Origin of the sequence: Mesorhizobium sp. LSJC269B00 (assembly GCF_000502815.1) — a bacterium.
Taxonomy (GTDB): domain Bacteria; phylum Pseudomonadota; class Alphaproteobacteria; order Rhizobiales; family Rhizobiaceae; genus Mesorhizobium.
Map to the genome: position 1 here is coordinate 43,041 of NZ_AYVN01000006.1, position 26,348 is coordinate 69,388.

Annotated in this window: 17 protein-coding genes and 1 pseudogene; 8 read left to right on the forward strand and 10 right to left on the reverse strand. The window is 63.8% G+C overall.

From position 1 onward, the window contains the following. Positions 1-173: 173 nt before the first annotated feature. Positions 174-905, reverse strand: coding sequence for a LuxR family transcriptional regulator (locus tag X771_RS147670; protein WP_023669621.1), 732 nt, complete (start codon positions 903-905; stop codon positions 174-176). Positions 906-1,165: 260 nt separating this feature from the next. On the opposite strand from X771_RS147670, the gene X771_RS147665 reads away from it, so the two are divergent. After that, positions 1,166-2,017: a transporter substrate-binding domain-containing protein gene (locus X771_RS147665; protein ID WP_023730967.1), complete on the forward strand. Its 852-nt coding sequence runs from the start codon at positions 1,166-1,168 to the stop codon at positions 2,015-2,017. 59 nt (positions 2,018-2,076) lie between these two features. On the opposite strand, the gene X771_RS147660 is transcribed toward X771_RS147665, so the two are convergent. After that, positions 2,077-2,490, reverse strand: coding sequence for a tellurite resistance TerB family protein (locus X771_RS147660; RefSeq protein WP_023688697.1), 414 nt, complete (start codon positions 2,488-2,490; stop codon positions 2,077-2,079). 156 nt (positions 2,491-2,646) lie between these two features. Between X771_RS147660 and X771_RS01000000165110 the strand changes: the two are divergent. Next, a pseudogene (locus X771_RS01000000165110) lies at positions 2,647-4,303 on the forward strand (lysine--tRNA ligase). On the opposite strand, the gene X771_RS147655 reads toward X771_RS01000000165110, so the two are convergent. The 7 genes from X771_RS147655 to X771_RS147625 form a co-directional block, all read right to left on the reverse strand. Continuing rightward, positions 4,266-5,138, reverse strand: a complete 873-nt coding sequence (locus tag X771_RS147655; RefSeq protein ID WP_023688698.1) for a thermonuclease family protein — start codon at positions 5,136-5,138, stop codon at positions 4,266-4,268. The pseudogene X771_RS01000000165110 and the gene X771_RS147655 overlap by 38 nt on opposite strands. Before the next feature lie 8 nt (positions 5,139-5,146). Further along, positions 5,147-5,797 carry a helix-turn-helix transcriptional regulator gene (locus X771_RS147650; RefSeq protein ID WP_023681959.1) on the reverse strand — a complete coding sequence of 217 codons (651 nt, stop codon included), beginning with the start codon at positions 5,795-5,797 and terminating at the stop codon, positions 5,147-5,149. 476 nt (positions 5,798-6,273) lie between these two features. Further along, positions 6,274-8,493 (reverse strand): 3-hydroxyacyl-CoA dehydrogenase NAD-binding domain-containing protein, encoded by a 2,220-nt coding sequence (locus X771_RS147645; protein WP_023688699.1) that lies wholly within the window; start codon positions 8,491-8,493, stop codon positions 6,274-6,276. Between the two features lie 23 nt (positions 8,494-8,516). Further along, positions 8,517-9,725, reverse strand: coding sequence for an acetyl-CoA C-acetyltransferase (locus tag X771_RS147640; RefSeq protein ID WP_023669613.1), 1,209 nt, complete (start codon positions 9,723-9,725; stop codon positions 8,517-8,519). Positions 9,726-9,756: 31 nt separating this feature from the next. Next, positions 9,757-10,926 (reverse strand): acyl-CoA dehydrogenase family protein, encoded by a 1,170-nt coding sequence (locus X771_RS147635; protein WP_023688700.1) that lies wholly within the window; start codon positions 10,924-10,926, stop codon positions 9,757-9,759. Between the two features lie 232 nt (positions 10,927-11,158). Continuing rightward, on the reverse strand, positions 11,159-12,967 hold the full coding sequence (locus tag X771_RS147630; protein ID WP_023688701.1) for an acyl-CoA dehydrogenase: 1,809 nt from the start codon (positions 12,965-12,967) through the stop codon (positions 11,159-11,161). A gap of 274 nt (positions 12,968-13,241) precedes the next feature. Next, complete coding sequence (locus X771_RS147625; RefSeq protein ID WP_023669610.1) at positions 13,242-13,700, reverse strand: MerR family DNA-binding transcriptional regulator; 459 nt, start codon at positions 13,698-13,700, stop codon at positions 13,242-13,244. 478 nt (positions 13,701-14,178) lie between these two features. Between X771_RS147625 and X771_RS147620 the strand changes: the two genes are divergently transcribed. The 4 genes from X771_RS147620 (at position 14,179) to X771_RS147605 (ending at position 21,512) form a co-directional block, all read left to right on the forward strand. Further along, positions 14,179-18,171 (forward strand): peptidoglycan-binding protein, encoded by a 3,993-nt coding sequence (locus tag X771_RS147620; protein WP_023688702.1) that lies wholly within the window; start codon positions 14,179-14,181, stop codon positions 18,169-18,171. A 193-nt stretch (positions 18,172-18,364) separates the two neighbouring features. Next, positions 18,365-19,288 carry a sulfite exporter TauE/SafE family protein gene (locus X771_RS147615; protein WP_023669608.1) on the forward strand — a complete coding sequence of 308 codons (924 nt, stop codon included), beginning with the start codon at positions 18,365-18,367 and terminating at the stop codon, positions 19,286-19,288. Next, entirely contained in the window at positions 19,288-20,079 is a 792-nt protein-coding gene (locus X771_RS147610; protein ID WP_023688703.1) for a TIGR02186 family protein, read from the forward strand. The genes X771_RS147615 and X771_RS147610 overlap by 1 nt, the downstream gene beginning before the upstream one ends. Positions 20,080-20,255: 176 nt before the next feature. Further along, positions 20,256-21,512: an Hsp70 family protein gene (locus tag X771_RS147605; RefSeq protein ID WP_023688704.1), complete on the forward strand. Its 1,257-nt coding sequence runs from the start codon at positions 20,256-20,258 to the stop codon at positions 21,510-21,512. Here X771_RS147605 and X771_RS147600 read toward each other — a convergent pair. Then, positions 21,505-22,413: a LysR family transcriptional regulator gene (locus X771_RS147600; RefSeq protein ID WP_023688705.1), complete on the reverse strand. Its 909-nt coding sequence runs from the start codon at positions 22,411-22,413 to the stop codon at positions 21,505-21,507. The two genes, X771_RS147605 and X771_RS147600, sit on opposite strands and share 8 nt — an antisense overlap. A gap of 278 nt (positions 22,414-22,691) precedes the next feature. On the opposite strand from X771_RS147600, the gene X771_RS147595 reads away from it, so the two are divergent. Then, positions 22,692-25,622 carry a molybdopterin oxidoreductase family protein gene (locus X771_RS147595; protein WP_023688706.1) on the forward strand — a complete coding sequence of 977 codons (2,931 nt, stop codon included), beginning with the start codon at positions 22,692-22,694 and terminating at the stop codon, positions 25,620-25,622. Beyond that, positions 25,619-26,347, forward strand: coding sequence for a 4Fe-4S dicluster domain-containing protein (locus X771_RS147590; RefSeq protein ID WP_023688707.1), 729 nt, complete (start codon positions 25,619-25,621; stop codon positions 26,345-26,347). The genes X771_RS147595 and X771_RS147590 overlap by 4 nt, the downstream gene beginning before the upstream one ends. Position 26,348 lies beyond the last annotated feature (1 nt).

Here is a 26,348-nt window from a genome sequence, read left to right on the forward strand (position 1 = left end):
TAATATAGCTGCGTCTAAACGCCTCCGCGATGGCGTGCACCCTGTTGGCGACGCCGAGTCTGCTTTTGGCGTTAAGAAAGCATTAGCCGTCTCAAGAGGACGACAGGGGCCGGTCTTTTCTGAAGATATGACGCCAACAATGCGGCCATAAATTTCGGGCCGCCAGAACCGGCCTAGCTGATATAGCCGTGCCTGACTGCTTCGGCGACTGCCTGCACACGGTTGGCGGCGCCTAGTTTGCTCTTGGCGTTGAGAAGGTGTTTCTCAGAGGTATGCTCCGAGATGCCGAGGATCTGCGAAATCTCCCACTCGGATTTTCCGACCGCCGCCCATTGCAGGCATTCGCGCTCGCGCGGCGTCAATTCAATGTGATCGATAGATTTGCCGGCCGTCGTTTGAAGCTGCATGGCGCGGCCGATGGCATAGGTGGAGGCCAGCGAGACCATTGCGAATTCGGCTTCGGACAGTTCGACCGCCTCACCGCCCAGCGAGACCAGCGCGATCTGGCCTTCGAGCGTGATCAGCGGGAAGGCGAGGCCGTCACGCAGCTTGAACTGGCGGGCGTCGCGCATTACCTCGGCGCTGCTCTTGTCGGCGGGCATGCTTTGAACGGCATCGCGCCATTGGAATGGCGCCCGAAACTGCTTCAAATGGCTGACGACCGGATCGTGGTCGACGTAGTTGCGCGATAAGTAACGCTCCAGCCATTCGCTAGGCCAATCGCAGAGCAGCACATGGTCCTTCGTCTGGCTGCTTGGTGTACCGGGCTGCGGCACCGTTGCGGCTATCAGGGCCGTCAATCCGAAATTCGAGGTGACACTAAGTAGCTGCTCGCACACCGCAGCCGACGTGTCGGCACGCTGCACCCGGTCAATATATTCAAGTGTCCGGTCAAAATAACCCATCGCAACATCTACCCCATGTTGCCTACCGCTCTTGAGACCGATGCTACGTGCCTGCCCCGCACTTAGCCATCAACCCCGGATTGCAAAGCCACATCCTTAGCTTTTCTAACGCCAGCGACCGCCAACCCCGGGCCGACTCTGTGCGGCTATTTGCAACCTCGCCAAAGCATAACCCGAAATTTGCCCTTTGAAATCAAAAACAATTGTGCCTGCGCCGTTTTCGTATCACAAGCCAACGGCCAAGACGGGCGGAGTTTTTTGTGACATCACGCTGGATAACCATCGCCTTGCTGTCGATGCTGATCGGAGTGCAGCCGTTTGCCGGCGCTGTGCGGGCAGCGGAACCGCAGGTGCCGGTGCTTTGGGATGCCAAGGAGCGGCTGCCGAAGCCGGACCTTGCGGCGCTGCCGAGGCTCAGGTTCCTCACCACAACCGATTTCCCGCCCTTCAATTTTCTCGACGGCACGGGCCGACTGTCCGGCTTCCACATCGACCTGGCGCGGGCGATTTGCGCCGAACTCGACATCGCCGACAAATGCCAGATCCAGGCGCTGCCCTGGGCCGAACTCGACGACGCGTTGCAGAAGGGCGAAGGCGAGGCGATCATCGCCGGCATCGCCGCAACGCCGGAGACGCGGGCGAAGTACAGCTTTTCGCGCTCCTATCTACAGTTTCCGGCGCGCTTCATCATGCCGAAGACCAAGGCCTTCGCCGAGCCGATCCTCGACAAATTGCGCTCGAAGCGGGTCGGCGTGCTGGCCGGCTCGGCGCATGAAAAGATGCTGCGCGATTATTTCGGCACCGTGCAGATCATCCGCTTTCAACGGCCGGAAGACCTCTACAGCGACTTGAAGAGCGCCAAGATCGATGCCGCCTTCGGCGACGGCATGCGCTTTTCCTTCTGGCTGGGCGGCACGGACGCCGCCGGTTGCTGCCGCTTCGCCGGTGGACCCTACCTGGCGCCGGAATATCTGGGGTCCGGCATGACCATTGCCACCCGGGCCAGCGACCCAGCGCTGGCCGCAGCCATGGACTACGCGCTGCAGGAGATATCGGTGAAAGGCACCTTCGCCGAATTCTACCTGCGCTATTTCCCGGTCAGTTTCTTCTGATCCGGTTCCCGGTCAGCTTTTTCTGATCCGGTCCCGGTCAGCTTCCTTTAGGGGCTGGATCAGGTCAGCGTGCGCAGGCGGGCCTTCGCCCCGCGCGCGATGGCTGCGGCGGTCAGCGTGTCGAGATCGAGCTCACGCCGGATCAACTGCAGCACCCGCAATTCCTCCATGCGCATTTCTAGATCGACGGCGGCAACCTCGAAGGCCGCGGCATAGGCGGTGTCGTGCAGCCGTTCGGGCAAAGTCTCGGCGACACGCTCGAGCACGCCTTCCAACCCATCCTTTTCATGCAGCATCTTCTGGCAGTCCTGCGCAATGGCGATCAGCCTGTCCTGCTTGAAATCCTCGAACACCGGCCAGCTGCGGACGACGTCGCCGATGCGCGCCAGTTCGATATCGGTCATGTCGCGATCGGAAGCCGAGGTGATGACCATCAGGTAGATCAGGGCTTCATGGGTGGACGGCAACGGCATTCAAAACTCCTTGATAGTGAGGGTCGAAGGTAGGGACGCCACGGCGCCGTCGCAACGAAAACGCCTGATATCGTTGACGCTCCGCCCTGTCGCGCCTAGAGACCCGGTTGAAAAATCTTACCAGCCGCGAAAGCCGGCCATGACTGGAACTTTGACATGACGGGATCAAACATCGCCGATCTCAACCCCGAAATGCTTGCGGCAGCCGCCGAAAGCAAGGCCTGGCCGTTCGAGGAAGCCAAAAAGATCATCGAGCGCTACAAGGGCGGCGACTTCCCGGAGATCGTCCTGTTCGAGACCGGCTACGGCCCGTCGGGCCTGCCGCATATCGGCACGTTCGGCGAGGTCGCGCGCACCTCGATGGTGCGCCATGCCTTTCACGTGCTGACCGGGAACAAGGTCAAGACCAAGCTGCTCTGCTTCTCCGACGATATGGACGGCATGCGCAAAATCCCCGACAATGTGCCGGATCGCGCAGCGCTCGAGCCCTATCTGCATATGCCCCTGTCGGCGGTGCCCAATCCGTTCGGCGGCGACTATCCGAGCTTTGGCGACCACAACAACGCGATGCTGTGCCGCTTCCTCGACACGTTCGGCTTCGACTACGAATTCGCCAGCGCCACGCAGTACTACAAGGCCGGCCGCTTCGATGCGATGCTGGTGCGCGCCGCCGAGCGCTATGAGCAGATCATGGCGGTGATGCTGCCGACGCTGGGGCCGGAGCGGCAGGCAACCTACAGCCCGTTCCTGCCGATCTCGCCGAAGAGCGGGCGCGTGCTCTACGTGCCGATGAAGCATGTCGACGCCAAGGCCGGCAACATCACCTTCGACGATGAGGGCACCGAGACCACGCTTTCGGTGACCGGCGGGAAGGTCAAGCTGCAGTGGAAGCCGGATTTCGGCATGCGCTGGGCAGCGCTCGGCGTCGATTTCGAAATGTTCGGCAAGGACCACCAGACGAACGCGGTGATCTACGACCGCATCTGCAACATTCTCGGCGGGCGCGCGCCCGAGCATTTCGTCTACGAACTGTTCCTGGACGAGAACGGCCAGAAGATCTCGAAGTCGAAGGGCAACGGGCTGACCATCGACGAATGGCTGCGCTACGCGCCGACCGAAAGCCTCGGCCTCTATATGTATCAGCGGCCAAGGCAGGCGAAAAAGCTCTATTTCGACGTCATCCCACGCGCCGTCGACGAGTACTACACCTTCCTCAACGCCTATCCGCGCCAGGACTGGAAGGAGCGGCTGNCGGCTGGGCAATCCGGTCTGGCACATGCATGACGGCAAGCCGCCTTCCATCGACATGCCGGTGCCGTTCTCGCTGCTGCTCAACCTGGTCAGCGCCTCCAACGCGCAAAACAAGGATGTGCTGTGGGGCTTCATCTCGCGCCATGCATCTGGCGTGACGCCGGCGACGCATCCCGAACTCGACCAGCTGGTCGGTTTCGCCATCCGCTACTTCGACGATTTCGTGAAGCCGACGAAGACCTTCCGGCCGGCCGACGATGTCGAACGCGTCGCGCTGGAAGCGCTTGGCAACGCGCTTGCTGGCCTGCCGGCCGGCGCCGACGGCGAAGCGATCCAGAACGCTTCGCTCAACGTGGCGCGCAAGATCGAACGCTATCAGGACCATTCGAAGAAGAGCCCGGACGGCGGCCCTGGTGTCTCGGGCGCTTTCTTCCAGATGATCTACCAGGTGCTGATCGGCCAGGAACGCGGACCGCGCTTCGGTTCGTTCGCAGCCCTCTACGGCATCGCCGAAACCCGCGCGCTCATTGAGCGGGCGCTGGCTGGTCAGCTGGCGGCGTAATTTCCGTCCCGGCCAGCGGCGTGTCTATCGCCGGGGCATCGAGGATCGGTTGCGACGCCGTCGGTGCCACAACAGGCGTTGGCGCCGGTGGCAGGCCGCCAAGATCGGTCGCGGCGCCGAAGACGCCCTTCTTGGCGGCGCGCGCCTTGTCGCCCGCTTCGACATAGGGGCCGGCTGCCGTGGCGCGCGCCCAGCCGTTTTCGACCAGCCACTGGCCGACATCCAGCTTGCCGATGCGGCATTCGGCGGCGATCAGCGCACGGTCGGCCTCCGGCGGCACCTTGCAGGCAACGGCCCGGCCGCGCAGGAAAGACCGGAACGCGGTGCGCGCCCTGATACCGCAAGCCCAGGACTTGCCGCCCTCGGTGCAGGTCTCGTCTTGCCTGACGATGTCGATGCCGGAGACCGTCACGGAATAACCATTGGCTTCGATCAGGCCGGCGGCGGCCGCGACCGGCTGGAACAGTTTTGTTCCTCCCCAGTCGTCGACCGCTCTGCGCCCACGCGGCTTGGGCGGCCCGGCCAGCGCCAGGTCGCTCAGCGGCGCGCGTGGCTCAACCCGTTCAAGTTCTTCTACCGGCAGCGGCGGCGGAGCGATGGCCTCGGGATCGATCGCCCTCGAATGCACCTGAGGCGAGTGCATCGGAGGCTTGACGGGCCGGACCTCGGGGATCGCCGACGTCGCCGGCTCCTCGGGCACGGCCTCGGTGTCCGGGTCGATCTGGTCGACGGTGATGGCGGTGCTTTCGCGATGCAGCGCGCGACCGCCGGCGACGACAATGGCGACCATCACCGGGATCGCCAGGAGGGCTATGAGGATTTGAAGCAGACGCACCGCGAGACCTACTGGCTTGCCCAGACGATCCGCGCCACCCATTCGACATCGCGCATCGCGATGTCGCGGTCCGGGTGGTCGGGGTTGAGCGAAATCAGCACGATCGATTTCGTCGTCTGGCGGTCGAGCACCTTGGCCATGACTTCGCCGGCATTGGTCTTGACGACGACGCGGTCGCCCTTGCGGGTAGCGGCGCCCGGCTCGACGATCAGCACATCGCCATTGCGGTACAGCGGCAGCATGGAATCGCCCTGCACCTTCAACGCATAAGAGGTTTCGGTCGCCCGTGCCGGAAGCTCGACAAGGTCCCAGCCCTGGCCTGAGGGATAGCCGGCATCATCGAAGAAGCCGCCGGCGCCGGCCTGGGCAAAGCCGAGCAGCGGCACCGCCGAACGCTGCGCGGCTACCGAGCCCGAAGCGGCCTTGGCACGGCCTTCGACCAGCCCGGTGAATTCGTCGAGCGAGGCGCCGGTCGCCTCGATGATCTTCGCCAGCGATTCGGTCGACGGCCAGCGCGGCCGTCCATCCGAGGACAGCCGCTTCGATTTGTTGAAAGCGGTGGAGTCCAGACCGGCTCGCCGGGCCAGGCCGGAGGCCGACAACGAATAGCGCTCGGCGAGAGCGTCGATGGCTGCCCAAACTCGGTCATGCGAGAGCAATTCGCTCTCCTCAAAACAGGAAAAAATACCTTTTCCTTCTAACGCGCGGTCATCCGATTGTCCACCGGCGCGCGGCCCGATCCCCTAAAAAGCTGTGTGCGGCGAAGTCGTCATGGATGCCTCAAACTGCCTTGGCAAGGCTGCGCAATCCCTGGTCGGAGCTCATGAAACCCCGCTCGGCCTAGGTCGGCGGTCGCGGTTGAACGGAGCGGGCAAGCGTACTGTTGGACGCGCCAAGGACGCTGTAGCATTTTGATTTGGCGCATGACCCCGAAAATCGATTCCGATTTTCGGGGTCATGCGCGAGGTCGGCGAGCATCATGTAGCGGGCGTTGTTGAGATGGAGGTTGAAGTCGATCTCGGTCGGCAGGCAGCGAAAAGCCAGTCGGCTTTCGCTACCGACCGCATAAGGCCACGGCGCCTTGCCGTGGCCATCATGCGCGCAAGGCGCCCCCAGACGTACATGGGGCGCTAGCTCAAGCGGCCTTCTTCACCTCGCCTTTCGCATAGGGATCGAAGCGCTGGTAGAAGGTCTCGCCCTTCTCGGCCAGGTCGAGCAGCAGCTTTGGCGCCTTGAACTCGGCGCCGTATTTCTTCTGCAGGCCTTTGGCTATTCTGACGAACTCCCTGGCGCCGATGCCGTCAATATAGGACAGCGCGCCGCCGGTGAATGGCGCGAAACCAAAGGCGAGGATCGACCCGAGATCGGCCTCGCGCGGATCGGTGACGATGCCTTCCTCCATCACCCGGGCCGCTTCCAGCGCAATGGTGACCAGCAGGCGCTGCTGCAGTTCCTCATAATCGACCTTCTCGGCCTCCAGCTGCGGATAGAGATCCTTCAGGCCCGGCCACAGCTTCTTCCTGGCGGGCTTGGCGGGATAGTCGTAAAAACCCTTGCCGTTTTTGCGGCCGAAGCGGCCATGGGTGTCGACCAGCGTGTTGATCAACGCCATCTGCCTGGGGTCGACGGCCTTGTCGCCGAGGTCCCTGATGGTCTGCTTCATGATCTTCTGGGCAAGGTCGATCGCCGTCTCGTCGGTCAGCGCCAGCGGGCCGACCGGCATGCCGGCGGCCTTGGCGGCGTTCTCGATCATCGGCGCCGGAACGCCTTCGATCAGCATCTTGTAGGCTTCCGACATGTAGCGCAGCACGCAGCGGTTGACGTAGAAGCCGCGCGTGTCGTTGACGACGATCGGCGTCTTCTTGATGGCGCGCACGAAATCGATCGCGGTGGCCAGCGCCTTGTCGCCGGTCTTCTTGCCCAAAATGATCTCGACCAGCATCATCTTGTCGACCGGCGAGAAGAAGTGGATGCCGACGAAATTCTTCGGCCGCGCCGAATTCTTGGCCAGTGCGGTGATCGGGATGGTCGAGGTGTTGGAGGCGAAGATCGCCGACGATTTCAGCACGGCTTCGGCCTGCTCGGTGGCAGCCTTCTTGACGGCCGAATCCTCGAACACCGCCTCGACCACCAGATCGCAGCCGGCGAGATCGGCATAGTCGGCCGACGGCGTGATCAGCGACAGAAGTCTGTCCTTCTCCTCGGGCTTGACGCGGCCCTTCTTGACCTGATCGGAGATCAGGCTGTCGGAATGCGTCTTGCCCTTTTCGGCCGACGCCATGTCGCGGTCGAGCAGGACGACCGGGATGCCGGCCTTGGCGGTGACAAAGGCGATGCCGGCGCCCATGAAGCCGGCGCCGAGAATACCGATCTTCTTGAACTTGGTCTCCGGCACGCCGGCCGGGCGGCGGGCGCCCTTGTTGAGCTCCTGCAGCGAGACGAACAGCGAGCGGATCATCGCTGCTGCTTCCTTCGACTGCATGATTTCGGTGAAATAGCGCTGTTCGATCCGCAGACCGGTGTCGAACGGCACCAGCAGGCCCTCATAGACGCATTTCAGGATGGCCGCGGCGGCCGGATAGTTGCCGTAGGTCTCGCGGCGCAGGATGGCGATGGCCGGCGGCCACAGATTGAAGCCGGCGGGCGAATAGATCAGGCCGCCGGGCAGCTTGAAGCCCTTCTCGTCCCAGGGCTGGACGGCTTTCAGGCCGTTCCTGATCATCGCTTTGGCGGTCTCGATCAGCTTGCCGGGTTCGGCGATCTCGTGGATCAGCCCCATCGCCTTGGCTTTCTGCGGCGACAGCGTCTGGCCGGTGGTCAGCATCTGCAACGCCTGCTGCTGGTCGGTCAGGCGCGGCACGCGTTGGGTGCCACCGGCGCCGGGGAAGATGCCGACCTTGACTTCCGGCAAGGCCATCTTGACCTTTTCGGAGTCAGCGGCAACGCGGCCATGACAGGCCAGCGACAGCTCGAACGCGCCGCCCATGCAGGTACCGTTGATCGCCGAGACCCAGGGCTTGCCCGACGTTTCGAGCTTGCGCCACAGGCCCCCCATGCGGCCGGCATTGTCGAACAGAAGCTGTGCCGCCTTCTCCGGGTCCTTGGTCTTCTCCTTGGCGAATACGGCCAGCATCTTCTGCAGCATGGTCAGGTCGGCGCCGCCGGAGAAGCTGTCCTTTCCCGAGGTGATCACCGCGCCCTTGATGGCGGCGTCGGCCACCACCTGGTCGATGATCTTGTCGAGCTCGTTCATCACCTCTTCGGTGAAGACGTTCATCGAGCGGTCCGGCATGTTCCAGGTGACCAGCGCGATGCCGTCTGCGTCGGTGTCGACCGTGAAGTTTGTATAAGTCATGTCTCTCTCCTTCCGGCCGAAAATCAGACGCGTTCGATAATCGTTGCGGTGCCCATGCCGGCGCCGATGCAGAGCGTCACCAGAGCGGTGTTCAAATCGCGGCGCTCGAGCTCGTCCAGCACCGTGCCCAGGATCATCGCGCCGGTGGCACCGAGCGGATGGCCCATGGCGATGGCGCCGCCATTGACGTTGATCTTGTCGTGCGGGATTTCGAATGCCTGCATGTAGCGCAGCACCACCGAGGCGAAGGCCTCGTTAAGCTCGAACAGGTCGATATCCGACAGCTTCATCTTGGCGCGCTTCAGAAGCTTTTCGGTGACGTCGACCGGACCGGTAAGCATCAGCACCGGCTCGGAGCCGATGTTGGCAAAGGCGCGGATGCGGGCGCGTGGCTTCAGGCCCATCGTCTTGCCGGCCTTCTTCGAGCCGAGCAGTACGGCGGCCGCACCATCGACGATGCCGGACGAGTTGCCGGCATGGTGGACGTGGTTGACCTCTTCGACTTCCGGATGCTTCTGTACGGCGACCGCGTCGAAGCCGCCCATTTCGCCAGGCATGACGAAGGACGGGTTGAGCGAGGCCAGCGACTGCATGTCGGTCGACGGCCGCATATGCTCGTCATGATCGAGGATGGTGAGGCCGTTCTGGTCCTTGATCGGTATGACGGAGTTCTTGAAACGGCCATCGGCCCAGGCCTTGCCGGCGCGCTTCTGGCTCTCGACCGCATAGGCATCGACGTCGTCGCGCGAAAAACCATATTTGGTGGCGATCAAATCGGCCGATATGCCTTGCGGCACGAACCAGCCGGGCAGGCCGACGGACGGGTCCATGAACCAGGCGCCGCCCGAGGCGCCCATGCCGACGCGCGACATCGATTCCACGCCGCCTGCAATGACGATCTCGTCGGCGCCTTGAGCGATCTTGGCGGCGCCGAAATTGATGGCGTCGAGGCCTGAGGCGCAGAAGCGCGAGATCTGCATGCCCGGCGCCTTGTTGTCGTAGCCGGCCTCGAAGGCGGCGGCACGCGGAATGACGGAGCCGGCTTCGCCGACCGGATCGACGCAGCCGAAGATGATGTCGTCGACGTTTGCAGTGTCGAGGCCGTTGCGGTCGCGCAACGCTTCAAGCGTCCTGGCCGCAAGCCGCACCGCCGGCACCTCGTGCAGCGAGCCATCCTTCTTGCCCTTGCCGCGCGGTGTGCGCACGGCGTCATAGACATAAGCTTCAGCCATTTGCTTGCTCCTTGCTTTGCCGACGTCGCTCTCAGAGAGAGCGGCCGATCAGCAATTTCATGATCTCGTTGGTGCCGCCGTAGATGCGCTGGACGCGGGCGTCGCGGAACATGCGGGCGATCGGATATTCATTCATGTAGCCATAGCCGCCATGCAATTGAAGGCATTCGTCGACGACTTTTCCCTGCAGGTCCGAGAGCCAGTATTTCGCCATCGACGCCGTCACCGGATCCAGCCCGCCATTGATGTGGCGGGTGACGCAATCATTGTAGAAGACGCGGCCGATGGTGGCCTCGGTCTTCAGTTCGGCGAGCTTGAACTGGGTGTTCTGGAACTCGATGATCGCTTTGCCGAAGGCCTTGCGATCCTTGACGTAGTCGATGGTCAGCGCCAGGGCGCGTTCGATCATGGCGATCGCGCCGGTGCCGATCTGCAGGCGCTCCTGCGGCAATTGCTGCATCAGCTGGATGAAGCCCTGTCCCTCTTCGTGGCCAAGCAGGTTCGAGGTCGGCACGCGCAGATCATTGAAGAACAGCTCCGACGTGTCGTTGGCCTTCAGGCCGATCTTGTCGAGGTTGCGGCCGCGTTCGAAGCCTTCGGCCTCGTCGGTCTCGACGACGATCAGCGAGGTGCCCTTGGCGCCTTTGGCCGGATCGGTCTTGGTGACGACGATGATGAAATTGGCCAGCTGGCCGTTGGTTATGAAGGTCTTGGAACCGTTGATCTTGTACTGGTTGCCGTCCTTCTCGGCCCGCGTCTTGACGCCTTGCAGGTCGGAGCCGGCGCCCGGCTCGGTCATGGCGATGGCGCCGATCAGTTCGCCGGTCGCCAGTTTCGGCAGCCATTTCTTCTTCTGCTCTTCCGAGCCGTAATGAAGGATGTAAGGGGCAACGATCGCATTGTGCAGGCCGATGCCGAAACCGTCGACGCCGACATGGCCGATCGCCTCGATGATGGCGCTCTCATGCGCGAAGGTGCCGCCGGAGCCGCCATACTCCTCCGGCATAGAGGCGCAGAGCAGGCCGGCGGAACCCGCCTTGCGCCAGCTCTCGCGGTCGACCATCTCGTTCTTCTCGAACTCGTCGTAACGCGGCGCGATCTCTTCCGACATGAAGCGGTGCGCCATGTCGTAGAGCATGCCGACCTCGTCCGCCGCCCAGGCGGGCTTCGGCAAAGAGAGCACTTCGGCTGGATTTGTCATGCCGTTTCTCCCGCGCCAACGTCCCCCTCCCCCTCGAGGGGAGGGTGGCCGCGAAGCGGTCGGGTGGGGTCGCCGATGACGTGCTCGACCTTATCTTCGGAATTGACGCGGGTTTGGGGCATTGCGCTCATCTCCTACCAAAGCGCCAACCAGCCGGCGCACTGCACGCAAGGACCCCTCCCGGCCCTTCGGGCCACCCTCCCCTCAAGGGGGAGGGGGACGCCAGCCATTTCTAGAACGCTTCCGCAGGCAGCGCCATTAGCGTGTCCGCACCACTGGAAATGCGGGCGAGATGTGCCGATGTCTCGGGCATGATCCGCTCCATGAAGAAGCGCGCCGTCACCATCTTGTTATCGTAAAAAGCCCCATTTTCGTGGACAGATTGGGAGCCATTGGCCCCGGTCTTACCGAGCGCGGCCTTGGCCATCTGCGCCCACATATAGCCCAGCGCGACCAGGCCGAAGAGATGCATATAATCGGTCGACGCGGCGCCGGCATTGTCGGGCTTGGCCATGCCGTTCTGCACCAGCCACATGGTCGCCGCCTGCAGATCGTTGAGGCCCTTCTTCAGCGCCTTGGTGAAAGGCGCCAGCTTCTCGTCGGCGCGGTTCTCCTCGCAGAACTCGCCGACGTCCTTGAAGAAGGCCTGCACGGCGCGGCCGCCATTCAGACCAAGCTTGCGGCCGACGAGGTCGAGCGCCTGGATGCCGTTGGCGCCTTCATAGATCATGGCGATGCGGGCATCGCGCACGAACTGGCTCATGCCGTGCTCTTCGATGTAGCCGTGGCCCCCGAACACCTGCTGCGCCATGACTGCATGGTCAAAACCCTTGTCGGTGAGCACGCCCTTGATCACCGGCGTCAGCAGGCCGGTATAGTCGTCGGCCGCCTGGCGATCCTTGTCGTCGGCGGAGCGGTGGGCGATGTCGGACTTGATCGCCGTCCACAGCGCCAGCGCGCGGCCGGCCTCATTGAAGGCCTTCATGGTCATCAGCGAGCGGCGGATGTCGGGATGGACGATGATCGGATCGGCTTGTCTGTCCGGCGCCTTGGCGCCAGACAGCGAGCGGCCCTGCAGCCGGTCCTTGGCGTAGGAGACCGCGTTCTGGTAGGCGATCTCGGACAGCGACAGGCCCTGCAGGCCGACGCCGAGGCGGGCTTCGTTCATCATCGTGAACATCGCCTTCAGGCCGCCATTGGCCTCACCGAGCAGCGTGCCTTCGGCCTCGTCATAATTCATGACGCAAGTCGAATTGCCGTGTATGCCCATCTTCTCCTCGATCGACCCGCAGGAGAGCGTGTTCTTCTCGCCCGGATTGCCCGAGGCATCGAGCTTCAGCTTTGGCACGATGAACAGCGAGATGCCCTTCACGCCTGCCGGCGCGCCTTCGATGCGGGCCAACACGAGATGGACGATGTTTTCCGACATGTCGTGCTCGCCGGCCGAGATGAAGATCTTCTGGCCTGAGATCTTGTAGGTGCCGTTGCCGTTCGGCACCGCCTTGGTGCGCAGCAGGCCGAGATCGGTGCCGCAATGCGGCTCGGTCAGGTTCATGGTACCGGTCCAGGACCCCTCGACCAGCTTCGGCAGCCATGTCGCCTTCTGCTCGTCGGTACCGTGTGTGATGATCGCAGCGATAGCGCCTTGAGTCAGGCCGGGATACATCATCAGCGCCATGTTGGCCGAAACCATGTATTCGGCAACCGCGGTGTGCACGGCATAGGGCAGCCCCTGGCCGCCGAACTCGACGGGCGCCGCCAGTCCCATCCAGCCGCCTTCGCGATACTGGTCGTAGGCTTCCTTGAAGCCCTTCGGCGTAATCACCGAGCCGTCCTCATGGCGCACGCAGCCTTCGATGTCACCGACGCGGTTCAGAGGATGCATAACGTTTTCGGCAAGCTTGGCGCCTTCGGCGAGGATCGCCTCGACAACGTCGGGCGTCGCGTCGGCAAATCCGGGAAGGTTAGAGTAGCGCTGATAACCCAGCACCTCGTTGAGCACGAACAGCGTGTCCTGGACCGGCGCCCTGTAGATCGGCATGTGTTTCCTCCACCATGCGGGTCTTGGCCGCGAGATCGGGCCCCGAAACATGAGGTTGGGGCGGCATGCGGGCCAATGTTGAAAGCGGGATAGCAAAAATTGACGTTTGCGTAAACGTCAATTTTGTCGCCGGGACAAAATTTACCTATGCCAGCCTATCGGCACGAGCGGTGCATGGCTTTGTGCAAAGCGAGGGGGGTCAAACAAAAAGAGCCGCGCGGGCGGCCGCGCGGCTCTTAAGTTCAAAGCTTTCGCCGGGAGCTGCGGAGCAAAATCAGCTGGCGGCGCTGGCCGGGGCCGAACGCTCGGACAGCATCTGGCGCACGGCCGACATCGAGCCGCTCAGCTCGTTGATGGCGTCGTCGATCAGCGCGCGCTGCTTCTGCAGGCGGGCTAGCTGCTTCTCCGACTTGTCGAGAGCCAGCCGCAATTGCTTGGTGTTGGATCCCGTGGGATCGTAGAGATCCATCATCTGCTTGACGTCGCGCAGCGAGAACCCGACCTTGCGGCCGAGCAGGATCAGCTTCAGCCGCGCCTTGTCGCGGCGCGTGTAGAGGCGCGTTGCCCCATCGCGTTTCGGATTGAGCAGGCCCTTGTCTTCATAGAAACGCAGCGTGCGCAGCGTCACGCCGTATTTCTTGGCCATCTCGCCGATGCGCACGAGCTCCTCACTGGCTTCGGCAGACATATTGTTGGTGTTGGCCGCGGCTTCGCCGGGCGAAACAAGTTTCATAGTCACTGGCTTTCCCCTGTCGTGGCATCGCGGTCTCGGACCTTGCAACGCCTGAGTGGAAGCGGGGGCATGCTTCCAGTCGTGGTTTCAACTAATTCATCGCAAAAGGCACGAACGGCGCCCCTCTTACGTTTACGTCAATTCTATATCGATAGCCGCCGCATGACGCAAGGGCGTTCTGGGATTGCGAAACCTTATGCCGCACCCCCGGCGCCGGGTCCGAACGGGCACCGCCTGTATTTCAGCAATGCCGTAACTTCTTAAGCTTGGTTAACACCTTGTTTACCACGATGGGTGAAATGTGCGGATGTCGGTCACCCGTGTTTATCCTGTAGCGAATTTTTCACGGTTTTCGGAGAGCGGGCCTGGCCCGGGAAGCTCGTCTTCCGCCGCAGCAGTGCCGCGCGGCCGCCTTCGTTCCCGACAAGGACTTGGGAAACTGGCAGCAAGCCGGCCATTCTGAAAAACGGACGCACCGATGAACAGCAAGCGGTCCTATCTCGATACACTCAACGCCGGCAGGCCGCGCAGGCCGAACACCACACTTGATGAATTGAACCGCTCGCTGGAAACGCTGGAGCAGCGGCTGGAGCGCAAGCGCGAGGACGCCGCCGAGCGCTTCGATCCGCGCCGGCCCGCTCCGGAGCCGCGCTACGCAAGTGCCCAGCCCTACGCCCCGCCGCCGCGCTGGTACGAGGACCCGCAGCCCGCGCCGCGGCCGAAAAGCCCTGTGACGGCCGGCTTCGACCAGAACTATCAGGCGATCGCGCGCGACATCGACCGCGTGCGCGGCCAGGAAGACAGCGTCGCCGTGGTCGGCAAGATCGCCGGCGAATTGCGTGGCCTGCGCGAGGAACTGCGCCATCAGATGACGGCCGGCCTGCAGCGCGAATTCGCCGCGTTGCGCAAGGACATCGAACGGGCCTTCCAGGCGAGCAACCAATCGGGTGGTCAGGCAGGCGGCTTGCCCGGCAAGGGCAGCGCCGAACTCGGCGTCGAATTCGAGCGGCTGTCCGGCGCCATCCAGACGCTGGCCGAGAAGAGCGACGACCGAAGCGTCAACATGCTGCGGCTCGAGCTCGAGCAGGTAAAGACGGCGCTCGACACATTGGCGCGCGAGGAAAGCGTGCTGAAGGTCGACCGCCGCTGGGACGATTTCGACCGCCGCTGGAGCGCGTTCGAGGACCGTGTCGACGCCGACCAGCGCAACCGCGCCGACGGCCCCGGATTTTCGGCCCTGACCGACCGGCTCGAACAGATCAGCAATGCGGTCCACAATCTGCCGGAATCGCTGTCGCTGCGCTCGATGGAAGAAAAGGTCCGCACGCTTGCCGGCGCCGTCGATCATTTCGTCAGCCAGCAGAGCAACCGCGGCGGCGACACGCTTGGCCTGATCGACGAACGGCTCGATGAGATTTCGCGCGCCATCGTCGCCTCGACCGTCGCCGCACAGGCCAATTCCTTCGACCCCGAACCGTTCGAGCGCATCGAGAAGCGGATCGCCTCGCTGGCGCAGCAGATCGAGGAAGTCGTGCAGGTTCGTCCGAGCGGCGAGGTTCTCGACCGTCTCAGCACGCTGTCGAACAGGGTCGACGAGCTTGCCGGCCGCGCCAATCTGCCGGAACAGGCGATGGAGCGCCTCGGCAAGCAGATCGCGATGATCGCCGACAAGATCGACCGCGCCCCGGCCATGCCCGACGCCGACTATATCTTCCAGGGTCTGGAACAGCGCTTCGACGTGCTGTCGGGCATGATGGAACGCCGGCAGGGCGACGCCATCGAACAGGGCAACATGCTGTTTCGCGATCTCGAGCGGCGGCTGGACGAGGTTGCCGACCGGCTGGACCAGCGCCAGCCGCAGGCTGACAGCGCCGGCATCATGGACGCCATCGACGCACGCTTCACCGCGCTCGCCCAACGCATGGAGACGCGCATTCCCGATCCTGCCAACGAGGCGGCGATCCGCGGCCTGGAAAGCCGGCTCGAAGACATTTCAAGCCGGCTGGAATCGTCGGCCGCGCAGGTCGCCGGCATCGATCCGGCACTGATCCGCAGCCTCGAGGCGCAGGTCTCCAGCCTATCGGCGCATCTGTCGAAGCCCGGCACGCCGCTGCCGGAATTCGAGGACATCAGCCCGCGCCTCAACGAAATCGAGAAGTCGCTGGCCGGAACCCGCGAATCCATCATGGGCGCGGCACGCGAAGCAGCCGAGAGCGCCGTGCGCTCGCTGGCAGATTCCAACGCCAACACCGCGGCCGTTACCGGCCTTGCTCAGGATCTGAAGACGCTGGAAGCGCTGACGCGCCGTTCGGACGAGCGCAATTCACGGACATTCGAGGCTATCCACGACACGTTGCTCAAGATCGTCGATCGTCTGGGCTCGCTGGAGACCAGCGAACCGGCCGAGGCGGTGAGCGAGCTTCTGGATGCCCAGGCCGAGCCGGCGCGGCGGGCCCGCGCTGCACGCGCCTCCAAGATTTCGGTGCAGGACGCGCCGTCGATGGATATCGACCAGCCGCTGCCGCTGACCGGAGACATGGCCGATCTCGACGGCCGCGCCGCCGCCATCATGCGCAGCGAGCCGGATATGCGCGCCGACCCGGGTACGCGTAGCGACCCGGTCATGGGCAGCGAACCCGTGCGGCGCTCGCCAGCCGAGGCTGCCGCGGCCGCTGCCCAGGCAGCGCTCGGTTCCGACAGGATTGCCGAGAAAGGCGAAGCCACGGCCAAGAAGTCGCTGTTCGGTGGATTTGCGCGCGCCTTCAGGGGCAAGAAGCCGGCTGACATGCCGCCGCTTGCCGGCTCGGGGCCTAATGTCGACATGCCGAGCGTCGATCTCGACGAGCCGCTCGATCCGAAGCTCGCCAACCGACCGTTGGAGCCGGGCTCCGGCGCGCCCGACCTCAACGCCATCATGAAGCGCGTGCGCGACGAGCGCGGCCCGCCGGTGCGCCAAAACTCCGGCGATGCGTCGAAATCCGACTTCATTGCCGCGGCCAGGCGCGCGGCGCAGGCCGCGGCCGCCGAGGCCGACGCGTTGAAACGCCAGTCTACCATGAAGGGCCCGGTCAAGGCGCTTCGTATCGGCGACCTGCTCAAGGCGCGGCGCAAGCCGATCCTGATGGGAGCGGTCGCGATCATGCTGGCGCTTGCCGGCCTCCAGTTGGGCAAGGCCTTCTTCGCCGACCCGGTCGAGGTCGCAAGCAACGATACAGCGCCGATCGTCGCCTCGCAGCCGGTCGAGACTGCCTCGGTCAACGCTGCCAGCCAACCCAAGGCAGAACAGCAGGTGGCCGTTCAGGACGTGCCGGCCCGGATCGTCAGGCAGGCGGAGCCCACGGAACCGGCAGCTGGCAACGATGCGCCAATGAATGCGGCCTCGGTCGCTGGGCCCGAAGTGCCGGCGGTGGAGCCCGCGCCAGCGCCGATGGCTTTGGCCGATCCGGCCCCCGCGCCAAATGCAATGCTGCCGACCACCGCCACTGCGGAACCGGCGGCTGCCGACGCGCAGCCTGCGGCCGCCGTCATGGCGCCCTCGGCCTCGGATACGACGGCCTCGGATACTACCGGCGCCGTTCCGCCGGCTGATGCCGCGGTAGCACCTGTCGTGGCCAAGATAGACGTTCCGGCCGATGCCGGCCCGCAAGCCTTGCGCGACGCGGCTGCCGGCGGTGACGCCAAGGCGCTGTTCGAGCTCGGTTCGCGCTATGCTGAATCGCGCGGCGTCAAGGAAGACATGGCGGCAGCGGCCAAATGGTACGAAAAGTCGGCCGAGCTCGGCTTCGCACCGGCGGAATACCGCATCGGCAATTTCTACGAGAAGGGCATCGGCGTCACGCGCGACGTCAAGAAGGCAAAGACCTTCTACCAGCTCGCCGCCGCGCAGGGTAATGCCAGCGCCATGCACAATCTGGCCGTTCTGTTTGCCATGGCCGCCGACGGCGTGACCGACAATGAATCGGCCGCGCACTGGTTTCAGGCGGCGGCCGATGTCGGCGTCAAGGACAGCCAGTTCAATCTCGGCATCCTGGCGGCAAAGGGCGTCGGCATGAAGCAGAGCCTGGAGGAATCCTACAAATGGTTCGCGCTCGTCGCCAAGACCGGCGACAAGGATGCGGCTGCAAAGCGCGACGAAGTCGCCACTGCGCTGCGCCCCGAACAGCTGGAGCGGGCGCGCGCCGCCACGGAACTGTGGAAGCCGAAGCCGCTCGACCCGGCGTCCAACTCGGCCGACATTCCTGAATCCTGGCAGGAAGGCACGCCGCAGACCACCGCCAGCGTCGACATGAAGAAGGCGGTCAAGAACATCCAGCTCATCCTCAACAAGAACGGCTACGATGCCGGCGGCGCCGATGGCGTGATGGGCGGCAAGACCAAGACCGCAATCATGGCTTTCCAGACCGACAACAAGATGCAGGCGACCGGCGAAATCGACGAAAAGCTGGTGAAGGCGCTGCTGGCGCACAAATAACGGCAGATGCGTCGCTAACGCGACGCCCTTGCCATACATTTGCCTGTTAACTGCTTGAGATGTTTTTTGTTTCGGTAGGGCGGCGGGGTTTGATCCCACTGCCCCGGCGGTGCAAGAAAGAATTGGCTTTTCGGTGCGACAATGCCCTGGAATGGCTGCAATCGCCGACAGGCAAACTGATCGAGACTGACGGGTGGGCATCTATCTCCCGATCGCGGAAATTTCCGTCAACGTCTTCGTGCTGCTGGCAATGGGCGCGGCGGTGGGTTTCCTGTCGGGCATGTTCGGGGTCGGTGGCGGCTTTCTGATCACGCCGCTCTTGATCTTCTACAACATCCCGCCGGCAATCGCCGTTGCTACCGGCGCCAACCAGGTTATCGCCTCCTCTTTCTCCGGCGCGCTGTCGCACATGAAGCGCGGCACGCTCGACTTCAAGCTCGGCGGGGTGCTGCTGGCCGGCGGCATCGTCGGCTCGACCGGCGGTATCTTCGTCTTTGCCTTCCTGCGTCGGCTCGGCCAGCTCGATTTGTTTATCTCACTGCTTTACGTCGTGCTGCTTGGCACCGTCGGCGGGCTGATGCTGGTCGAGAGCGTCAATGCGCTGCGCGCGACGCGCAGCGGTGCGGCGCCGGTCTTGAAGAAATCCGGCCAGCACAACTGGATCCACCGGCTGCCGCTGAAGATGCGCTTCAGGGCCTCGAAGCTGTTCGTCAGCGTCATTCCGGTGCTGGGGCTCGGCGCCGGCATCGGCTTCCTGTCGTCGATCATGGGTGTCGGCGGCGGCTTCATCATGGTGCCGGCGCTGATCTATCTCTTGAAGGTGCCGACCAACGTCGTCATCGGCACCTCGCTGTTCCAGATCATTTTCACCTCGGCCTACACCACGCTTGTCCACGCCACCACCAACCAGACGGTCGACGTCATGCTTGCCTTCCTGCTGATGGCGGGCGGCGTTGCCGGCGCGCAATATGGCGCCAAGGCAGGACAGAAGCTGCGCGGCGAACAGCTCAGGGCACTGCTGGCGCTGCTGGTGCTGGCGGTCGCGATCCGGCTTGCCATCGATCTCTTCGTCACGCCGCCAAACCTCTATTCGCTGACCGCCGCGGGCCTGAACTGATGCTGCGGTGGGGGATTTTTTCGGCCGCCGTTTTGCTTTTCGCCCTCGCTCTGCCGGCGGCAGCGCAATCGCCGAACCCCTTGCCGGAAGGCATCCAGATCGGTCTCTCCACCGACGCGGTGTCGATCACCGCCGGCTTTTCCGGCGCCGACCTGACCATTTTCGGTTCGCTGGAAAACCCCGACCCGCTGGTCGCGCGGCAGGGGCGCTATGACGTCATCGTCGTGCTCGAAGGGCCGCCGCGGCCGGTTGTGGTGCGCCGCAAGGACCGGGTGCTCGGCGTCTGGGTCAACCTGGAATCCGAGACCTTCGAGAACGTGCCGGTCTCCTACTCCGTCGCCACGACACGGCCGCTGCAGGACATCACCGAACCCAACAGCTACAAGCAGCTGTCGCTCGGCGCCTCCAACCTTTACATGCAGCCGGCCGACGTAACCGACAGTCCGGCGACGATCGAGGAATTCACCGTGGCGCTGCGCGAGCGCAAGGCGGCGATCGGCCTCTATAGCGAGAATGTCGGCGGCGTGCAGTTCCTGTCGCAGAACCTGTTTCGCGCCACGGTGCGGCTGGCGCCCAACGTCCCGGTTGGAACGCATAAAGCCCGCGCGTTCCTGTTCAAGAGCGGCCTGTTCCTCAAGGAAAGCTCGGCCCAGCTCGAAATCCGCAAATCGGGTTTCGAACAGTCGATCTTCCGCGTCGCGCATGATTACTCCTTCCTCTACGGCGTCTTCTCCGTGTCGCTGGCCATGATCACCGGCTGGCTGGGCAGGCTGATTTTCCGCAGGGATTGACGCGCAGGACCCATTTCCGGGGAAAAGGGGTTCCCCTTTTCTCAGTCTTGCGATAGACCGCCGCCTCCCAACCCTCGGGTAACACGCACAATCATTCGGCAGAGCGGTCAGGCCTCTGGACGGCGCGCGTCTTGCGGACGCCTGCCACAGCGACGACCCAATGACAGGAGGCTGCAATGCACCAGGCATTTGGCGGCATCGATTTCGGCACGTCCAATTCTACGGTGGGCGTGATCCGCAACGGCCAGGCACGGCTGGTGGCGCTGGAAGGTGAACAGCCGACATTGCCAAGCGCGGTTTTCTTCAACTTCGAGGACGGTCACACCTATTTCGGCCGCCGCGCCATTGCCGACTACACCGATGCCATCGAAGGCCGGCTGATGCGGTCGCTGAAGAGCGTGCTCGGCAGTTCGCTGGCGCATGAGAAGACGCGGATCAAGGCCCGGCAGATCGGTTTCATCGACATTGTCGGCATGTTCGTCGGCCATTTGAAGAAGCGGCTTGAGGAAGATGCCGGCGCTCCGGTGGAGAACGTTGTGCTCGGCCGGCCGGTGCAATTTGTCGACGACGATGTGGAAGCCGATGCCAAGGCGCAAAGCGAGCTTGAAAAAGCGGCGCGCGCGCAAGGCTTCAAGCACATCGCCTTCCAGTTCGAACCGATTGCGGCAGCACTCGACTATGAGCAGGACGTGAAGCGCGAGGAACTGGCGTTGATCGTCGACATGGGCGGCGGCACGTCCGACTTCTCGATCGTGCGCGTTTCGCCGCAACGCGCCCGCTCACGCGACCGCAAGGACGATATCCTGGCCAACCGCGGCATCCATATCGGCGGCACCGATTTCGACCGGCTGCTCAGCATTGCCCATGTCATGCCCAAGCTCGGCTACCTGACGCCCACAAAAGACGGCAAGCGCAACCTGCCGGCGAGCTATTTCATTGATCTCGCGACGTGGCAGCGCATCAACCTCGTCTATACTGCCAAGGCGATGACGCATCTGAGGCAAACCCGCTTCGAGGCCGTCCGCGCCGACCTTGTCGACCGCTTCATCCATATTGTCGAGCACCGTTACGGCCATGCGCTGGCCGGCCTCGTCGAACGAGCCAAGATCGCGCTGGCGGATCAGGCTTCGGCCGATGTAACGGTGGCGCTGCCCGGCGCGCATTTCGCCGCCGAGATCACGCGAGACGGCCTGGAAGAGACGATTGCCGCCGACATCGAGCGGGTGTCCGCGACGGTGCGGCAGACGATTGCCGATGCTGGCGTGAAAGCGTCCGACATCACCGCCGTGTTCCTCACCGGCGGCTCGACCGCCATCCCGCTGGCACGGCGCGAAATCCTGTCGCTGGTGCCGCAAGCCGCCGTTATCGAGGGCGACATGTTCGGTTCGGTCGGCCTTGGCCTGGCGCTGGATGCACAGCGGAAGTTTAGCTAGAGCTCACGATGCGGTTCCCGCCCTCAGCGCCGAGATGCGCCTTGAGCGCCATCTGGGCCAGGCTTGCCTGGCGGTCACGATGGGTGATCATGGCGAAGTCGCGCTTCGGCAGTTCGAGCGGCACCGACCGGAGACTGCCCTCGGCGACTGCGCGTCCGACGACGAGGTCCGAGATGATGGTGGCGCCGGCGCCGGCCTCGACCGCCTGGCGAACCGCCTCGTTGCTCGGCAGCACCAGAAATATCTGCAGGTCGCCAAGCGATATCCCCTCGCGGCGGGCCAGGTCCTCCAGCACCTCGCGCGTGCCCGAACCACCCTCACGGATGATCCAGCGCAGCCCTCTGATATCCGGGCGGCCCGGCGCGATCTCGGCGATTTCGGGATGCGAGGCGGCGACGACCAGCATCAACCTGTCGACGTCGACCTGGGTGCGGCGGAGGATGTCTGACTCGGTGCGCCCCTCGACCAGACCGAGATCGGCGGTGCCGTCGAGCACATTGGCCTCGACCTGCCTGGTGTTGCCGATGCTGACGCTTAAGCGCACCGCCGGGTAGGCTTCATGGAAAGAGGCCAGCCTGCGCGGCAGCCAGTAGCTGGCGATGGTCAGGCTGGCGGCGATCGACAGGCTGCCGGCGACCGTCTGCGAGACATGCTCCAGCACATTTCGGGCGGCGGCGGCGCGTTCCAGCACCGCCTTGGCCTCGGGCAGGAAACGGTGCCCCGTCTGGGCAAGCTCGATGTTGCGGCCGACGCGGTTGAACAGATGAACGCCATGCTGCTCTTCGAGCGCGCGGATGGCGGCCGACGCCGCCGACTGGGAGATGCCCAAAAGCTCCGCCGCCTTGGTCATATGGCCGCGTTCGGCAACGGCAACGAAAATGCGCAACTGGTCCAGCGTCATGTGTGCATTAAGAACCAATTCCGATCGAATTTACAAGAACAACTGATTAGACGGATCGATAGCTTTATTCTACTTTTTCTGCCGAAGTTAGAAAAAATTCGCCAACAAATCGCAGCCAACAAAATGATCGGGCGGTTCAGATCCCTGTTTGCGCATTGGACCCGTGGCCTCAGGCGGCGGCTGGCCGGCGACCGCTATCATCCTGAAGAACACTATATGCGTGGCCCCGGACCGAAGACGCGGGCCAAATTCGCAGGTAGCAAAAGCAGCCCGGTATCATGAACCCAGCTGCGCCGCGCGGGGCCAATTCCGCACCGTCGCAACGGCCGCTTGCCGACACACGCGCGCCGGACGAAGGCGACGGCGTCGACACCTCGCCCGATGTCTCCGACAGCATCGCCAAGACCACCTGCTACATGTGCGCCTGCCGGTGCGGCATCGACGTCCATATCAAGAACGGCAAGGTCCGCTACATCAACGGCAACAAGGACCATCCGGTCAATCGCGGCGTGATCTGCGGCAAGGGCAGCTCCGGCATCATGCAGCATTACAGCCCGGCGCGGCTGAAGAAGCCGCTGTTGCGCAGCGGCCTGCGGGGCTCGGGTGAATTCCGCGAGATCGAGTGGGAGGAAGCGTTTTCGATTGCGACCGAGCGGCTATCGAATATCCGCCGAACCGATCCGAAAAAGCTCGCCTTCTTCACCGGGCGCGACCAGTCGCAGTCGCTGACCGGCTGGTGGGCGAGCCAGTTCGGCACGCCGAACTTCGCCGCCCATGGCGGCTTCTGCTCGGTCAACATGGCGGCCGGCGGGCTCTACACGATCGGCGGCTCGTTCTGGGAGTTCGGCGAGCCGGACTGGGACAATACGAAATACTTCATGCTGTTCGGCGTCGCCGAGGACCATGATTCCAACCCGATCAAGATCGGCTTGGGTAAACTCAAGGCGCGCGGCGCCAAGGTGGTGTCGATCAACCCGTGCCGCACGGGCTACAACGCGATTGCCGACGACTGGATCGGGATCCGGCCCGGCACCGACGGCCTCTTCGTCTTCGCCCTCATCCACGAACTGCTCAAGGCGGGCCGCGTCGATCTCGATTATCTGCTCCGCTACACCAACGCCCATGTGCTGGTCATCCAGGAGCCGGGTGCGGCGGACGACGGGCTGTTCCTGCGCGACAGCGACAACAATCTTCTCGCGTGGGACAGAGTGGCGAAGACATCCGTCAACGCAGCCGATGCGGATGCGAAGCCGGCGTTGACCGGCAGCTTCACGTTCGCCGGCCGCCGCTGCGTGCCGGTGTTTCGGCTTATCGCCGACCGCTACATGGACGACAGCTACGCACCCGATGCGGTCGCGGCACGATGCGGCATTCCGGCCGACACCATCCGCCGGATCGCTGCCGAACTCGCCCACGTCGCCTTCGAACAGACGATCGAACTGCCGGTTGAGTGGACCGACTGGGCCGGACGGCGGCACGAGACGATCAAGGGACGGCCGGTGTCGATGCATGCCATGCGCGGCATCTCGGCCCACTCCAACGGCTTTCACTCCTGCCGTGCCATCCACCTGCTGCAGGTGCTGCTCGGCACGGTGGACGTGCCCGGCGGCTTCCGTTTCAAGCCCCCCTACCCGCGCTCGGCGCCCCCGGGACCGAAGCCGGCCGGCAAGGTGGTCAGGCCGATGACGCCGCTCGACGGCATGCCGCTCGGCTTCGTCTGCGGGCCGGACGATCTCCTGGTCGACGAGGCCGGCACGCCTTTGCGCATCGACAAGGCTTATTCCTGGGATGCGCCGCTCGCCGCGCATGGGCTGATGCATACGGTCATCCGCAATGCGTGGGCCGGTGACCCGTACCCAATCGACACGCTGATGATGTACATGTCGAACATGGCGTGGAATTCCTCGATGAACACCGTCGAGACCATTGCCATGCTCACCGACCATGACGAAGCGGGTAACTACAAGATCCCCTTCATCATCTATTCCGATGCCTATTATTCCGAGACGGTGCCGTTCGCCGACCTGGTGCTGCCCGACACCACCTATCTCGAACGTCACGACTGCATCAGCCTGCTCGACCGGCCGATCAGCCATGCCGACGGACCAGGCGATGCCATCCGCCATCCCGTTGTCGAACCCGACCGCGACGTGCGGCCGTTCCAGTCGGTGCTGATCGAACTTGGCGCCCGGCTTGGCCTGCCCGGCTTCGTCGAGGACGATGGTTCGGCCAGATATGCCGACTATGCCGACTACATCGTCAATCACGAACGCACGCCGGGCATCGGCCCGCTGGCCGGCTGGCGCGGCAAGGACGGCACTTCCGTCGGCAAGGGCGAAGTCAATCCCGACCAGTTGCAGCGCTACATCGGCAATGGCGGCTTCTGGCACCAGGATTTTGCTGAGGACCAGCGCTATTACAAGATGGCCAACCGCTCCTATCTCGACTTCGCAGAGCAGATGGGGTTCATCCCCAAGGCCGAGCCGATCGTGTTCCAGCTCTATTGCGAACCGATGCAGCGCTTTCGCCTCGCCGCGCGCGGTCATGGTCGCGTCCAGCCGCCCGAGAGCGAACGCCAGCGCATCGAGACCTATATGGATCCGCTGCCGTTCTGGTTTACCCCGTTCGAAGAGGCCGCGGTCGATCCGCAGAAATACCCGCTGCATGCGCTGACGCAGCGGCCTATGCACATGTATCATTCCTGGGGCTCGCAGAATGCGTGGCTGCGGCAAATCACCAGCGAGAACCGCCTGTTCGTGCACCACCAGACCGCGGCAGTTCTCGACCTGGCCGACGACGACTGGGTGTGGATCGAAAGCATCAACGGCCGGGTGAAGGGACAGATCAAGCTGGTCGACGGGGTCAATGCTGATACGGTCTGGACCTGGAACGCCATCGGCAAAAGGCGCGGCGCCTGGGGTCTGAAGGACAACGCTGCCGAGAGCAATCGCGGCTTCCTGCTCAACCACATTATCGGCGACCAGACATCGGCTGACGCGAAAGGCAAACACTATTCGAATTCCGATCCGGTGACCGGCCAGGCGGCGTGGTTCGACCTCAGGGTACGCATTGTCAAATGCTCTGATGAGGAAGCCGGCTTCACCGAACCGCAATTCGAGCGTTTCAGCCAGCCGCCAAATGTCGAGCCTTCGCCCGACATCCTTCGCTTCGGCGCCGAGTTCCGCGTCCATAGGGAAGCCGTGGAATGACCTGCCTTCCCGCCCATACAGACAAGAAGCTTGGCCTGGTCATCGACCTCGACACCTGCGTCGGCTGCCAGGCCTGCGTCACCGCCTGCAAGGAGTGGAACACCGGCGGCCACATGGCGCCACTGACCGACATCGACCCCTATGGCGGCCATGTCGACGGCGTCTGGTTCAACCGCGTGCACAGCTACGAGCACACGACCGAGGCGGGCGGGCGCACGGTCAACTTTCCGCGCTCCTGCCTGCATTGCGAGACGCCTGCCTGCGTCACTGTCTGCCCGACCGGCGCGTCCTACAAGCGGGCGTCGGACGGCATCGTGCTGATCGACGAAAGCAAATGCATCGGCTGCAAACTGTGCAGCTGGGCGTGCCCCTATGGCGCGCGCGAATTCGACACCGATGTCGGCGTGATGAAGAAATGCACGCTTTGCGTCGATCGCATCTACAATGACAATCTGGCCGAGGAAGACCGCGTGCCGGCCTGCGTTGCCGCCTGCCCGACCAGCGCCCGGCATTTCGGCGATCTCGGCGATCCCTCGTCGGCTGTCTCGCAACTGGTGGCGGAGCGTGGCGGCGTCGACCTGATGCCGGAGATGGGCTACAAACCGACCAACAAATATCTGCCGCCGCGCGCCCAGCGCGCCGCATGGGTGCCGGCGCCAAGGCTCGAGCCAGTCACGGCCGAAGGCGGTTTTCTCGGCTGGATCGACCGCATGCTTTCGAACTGAC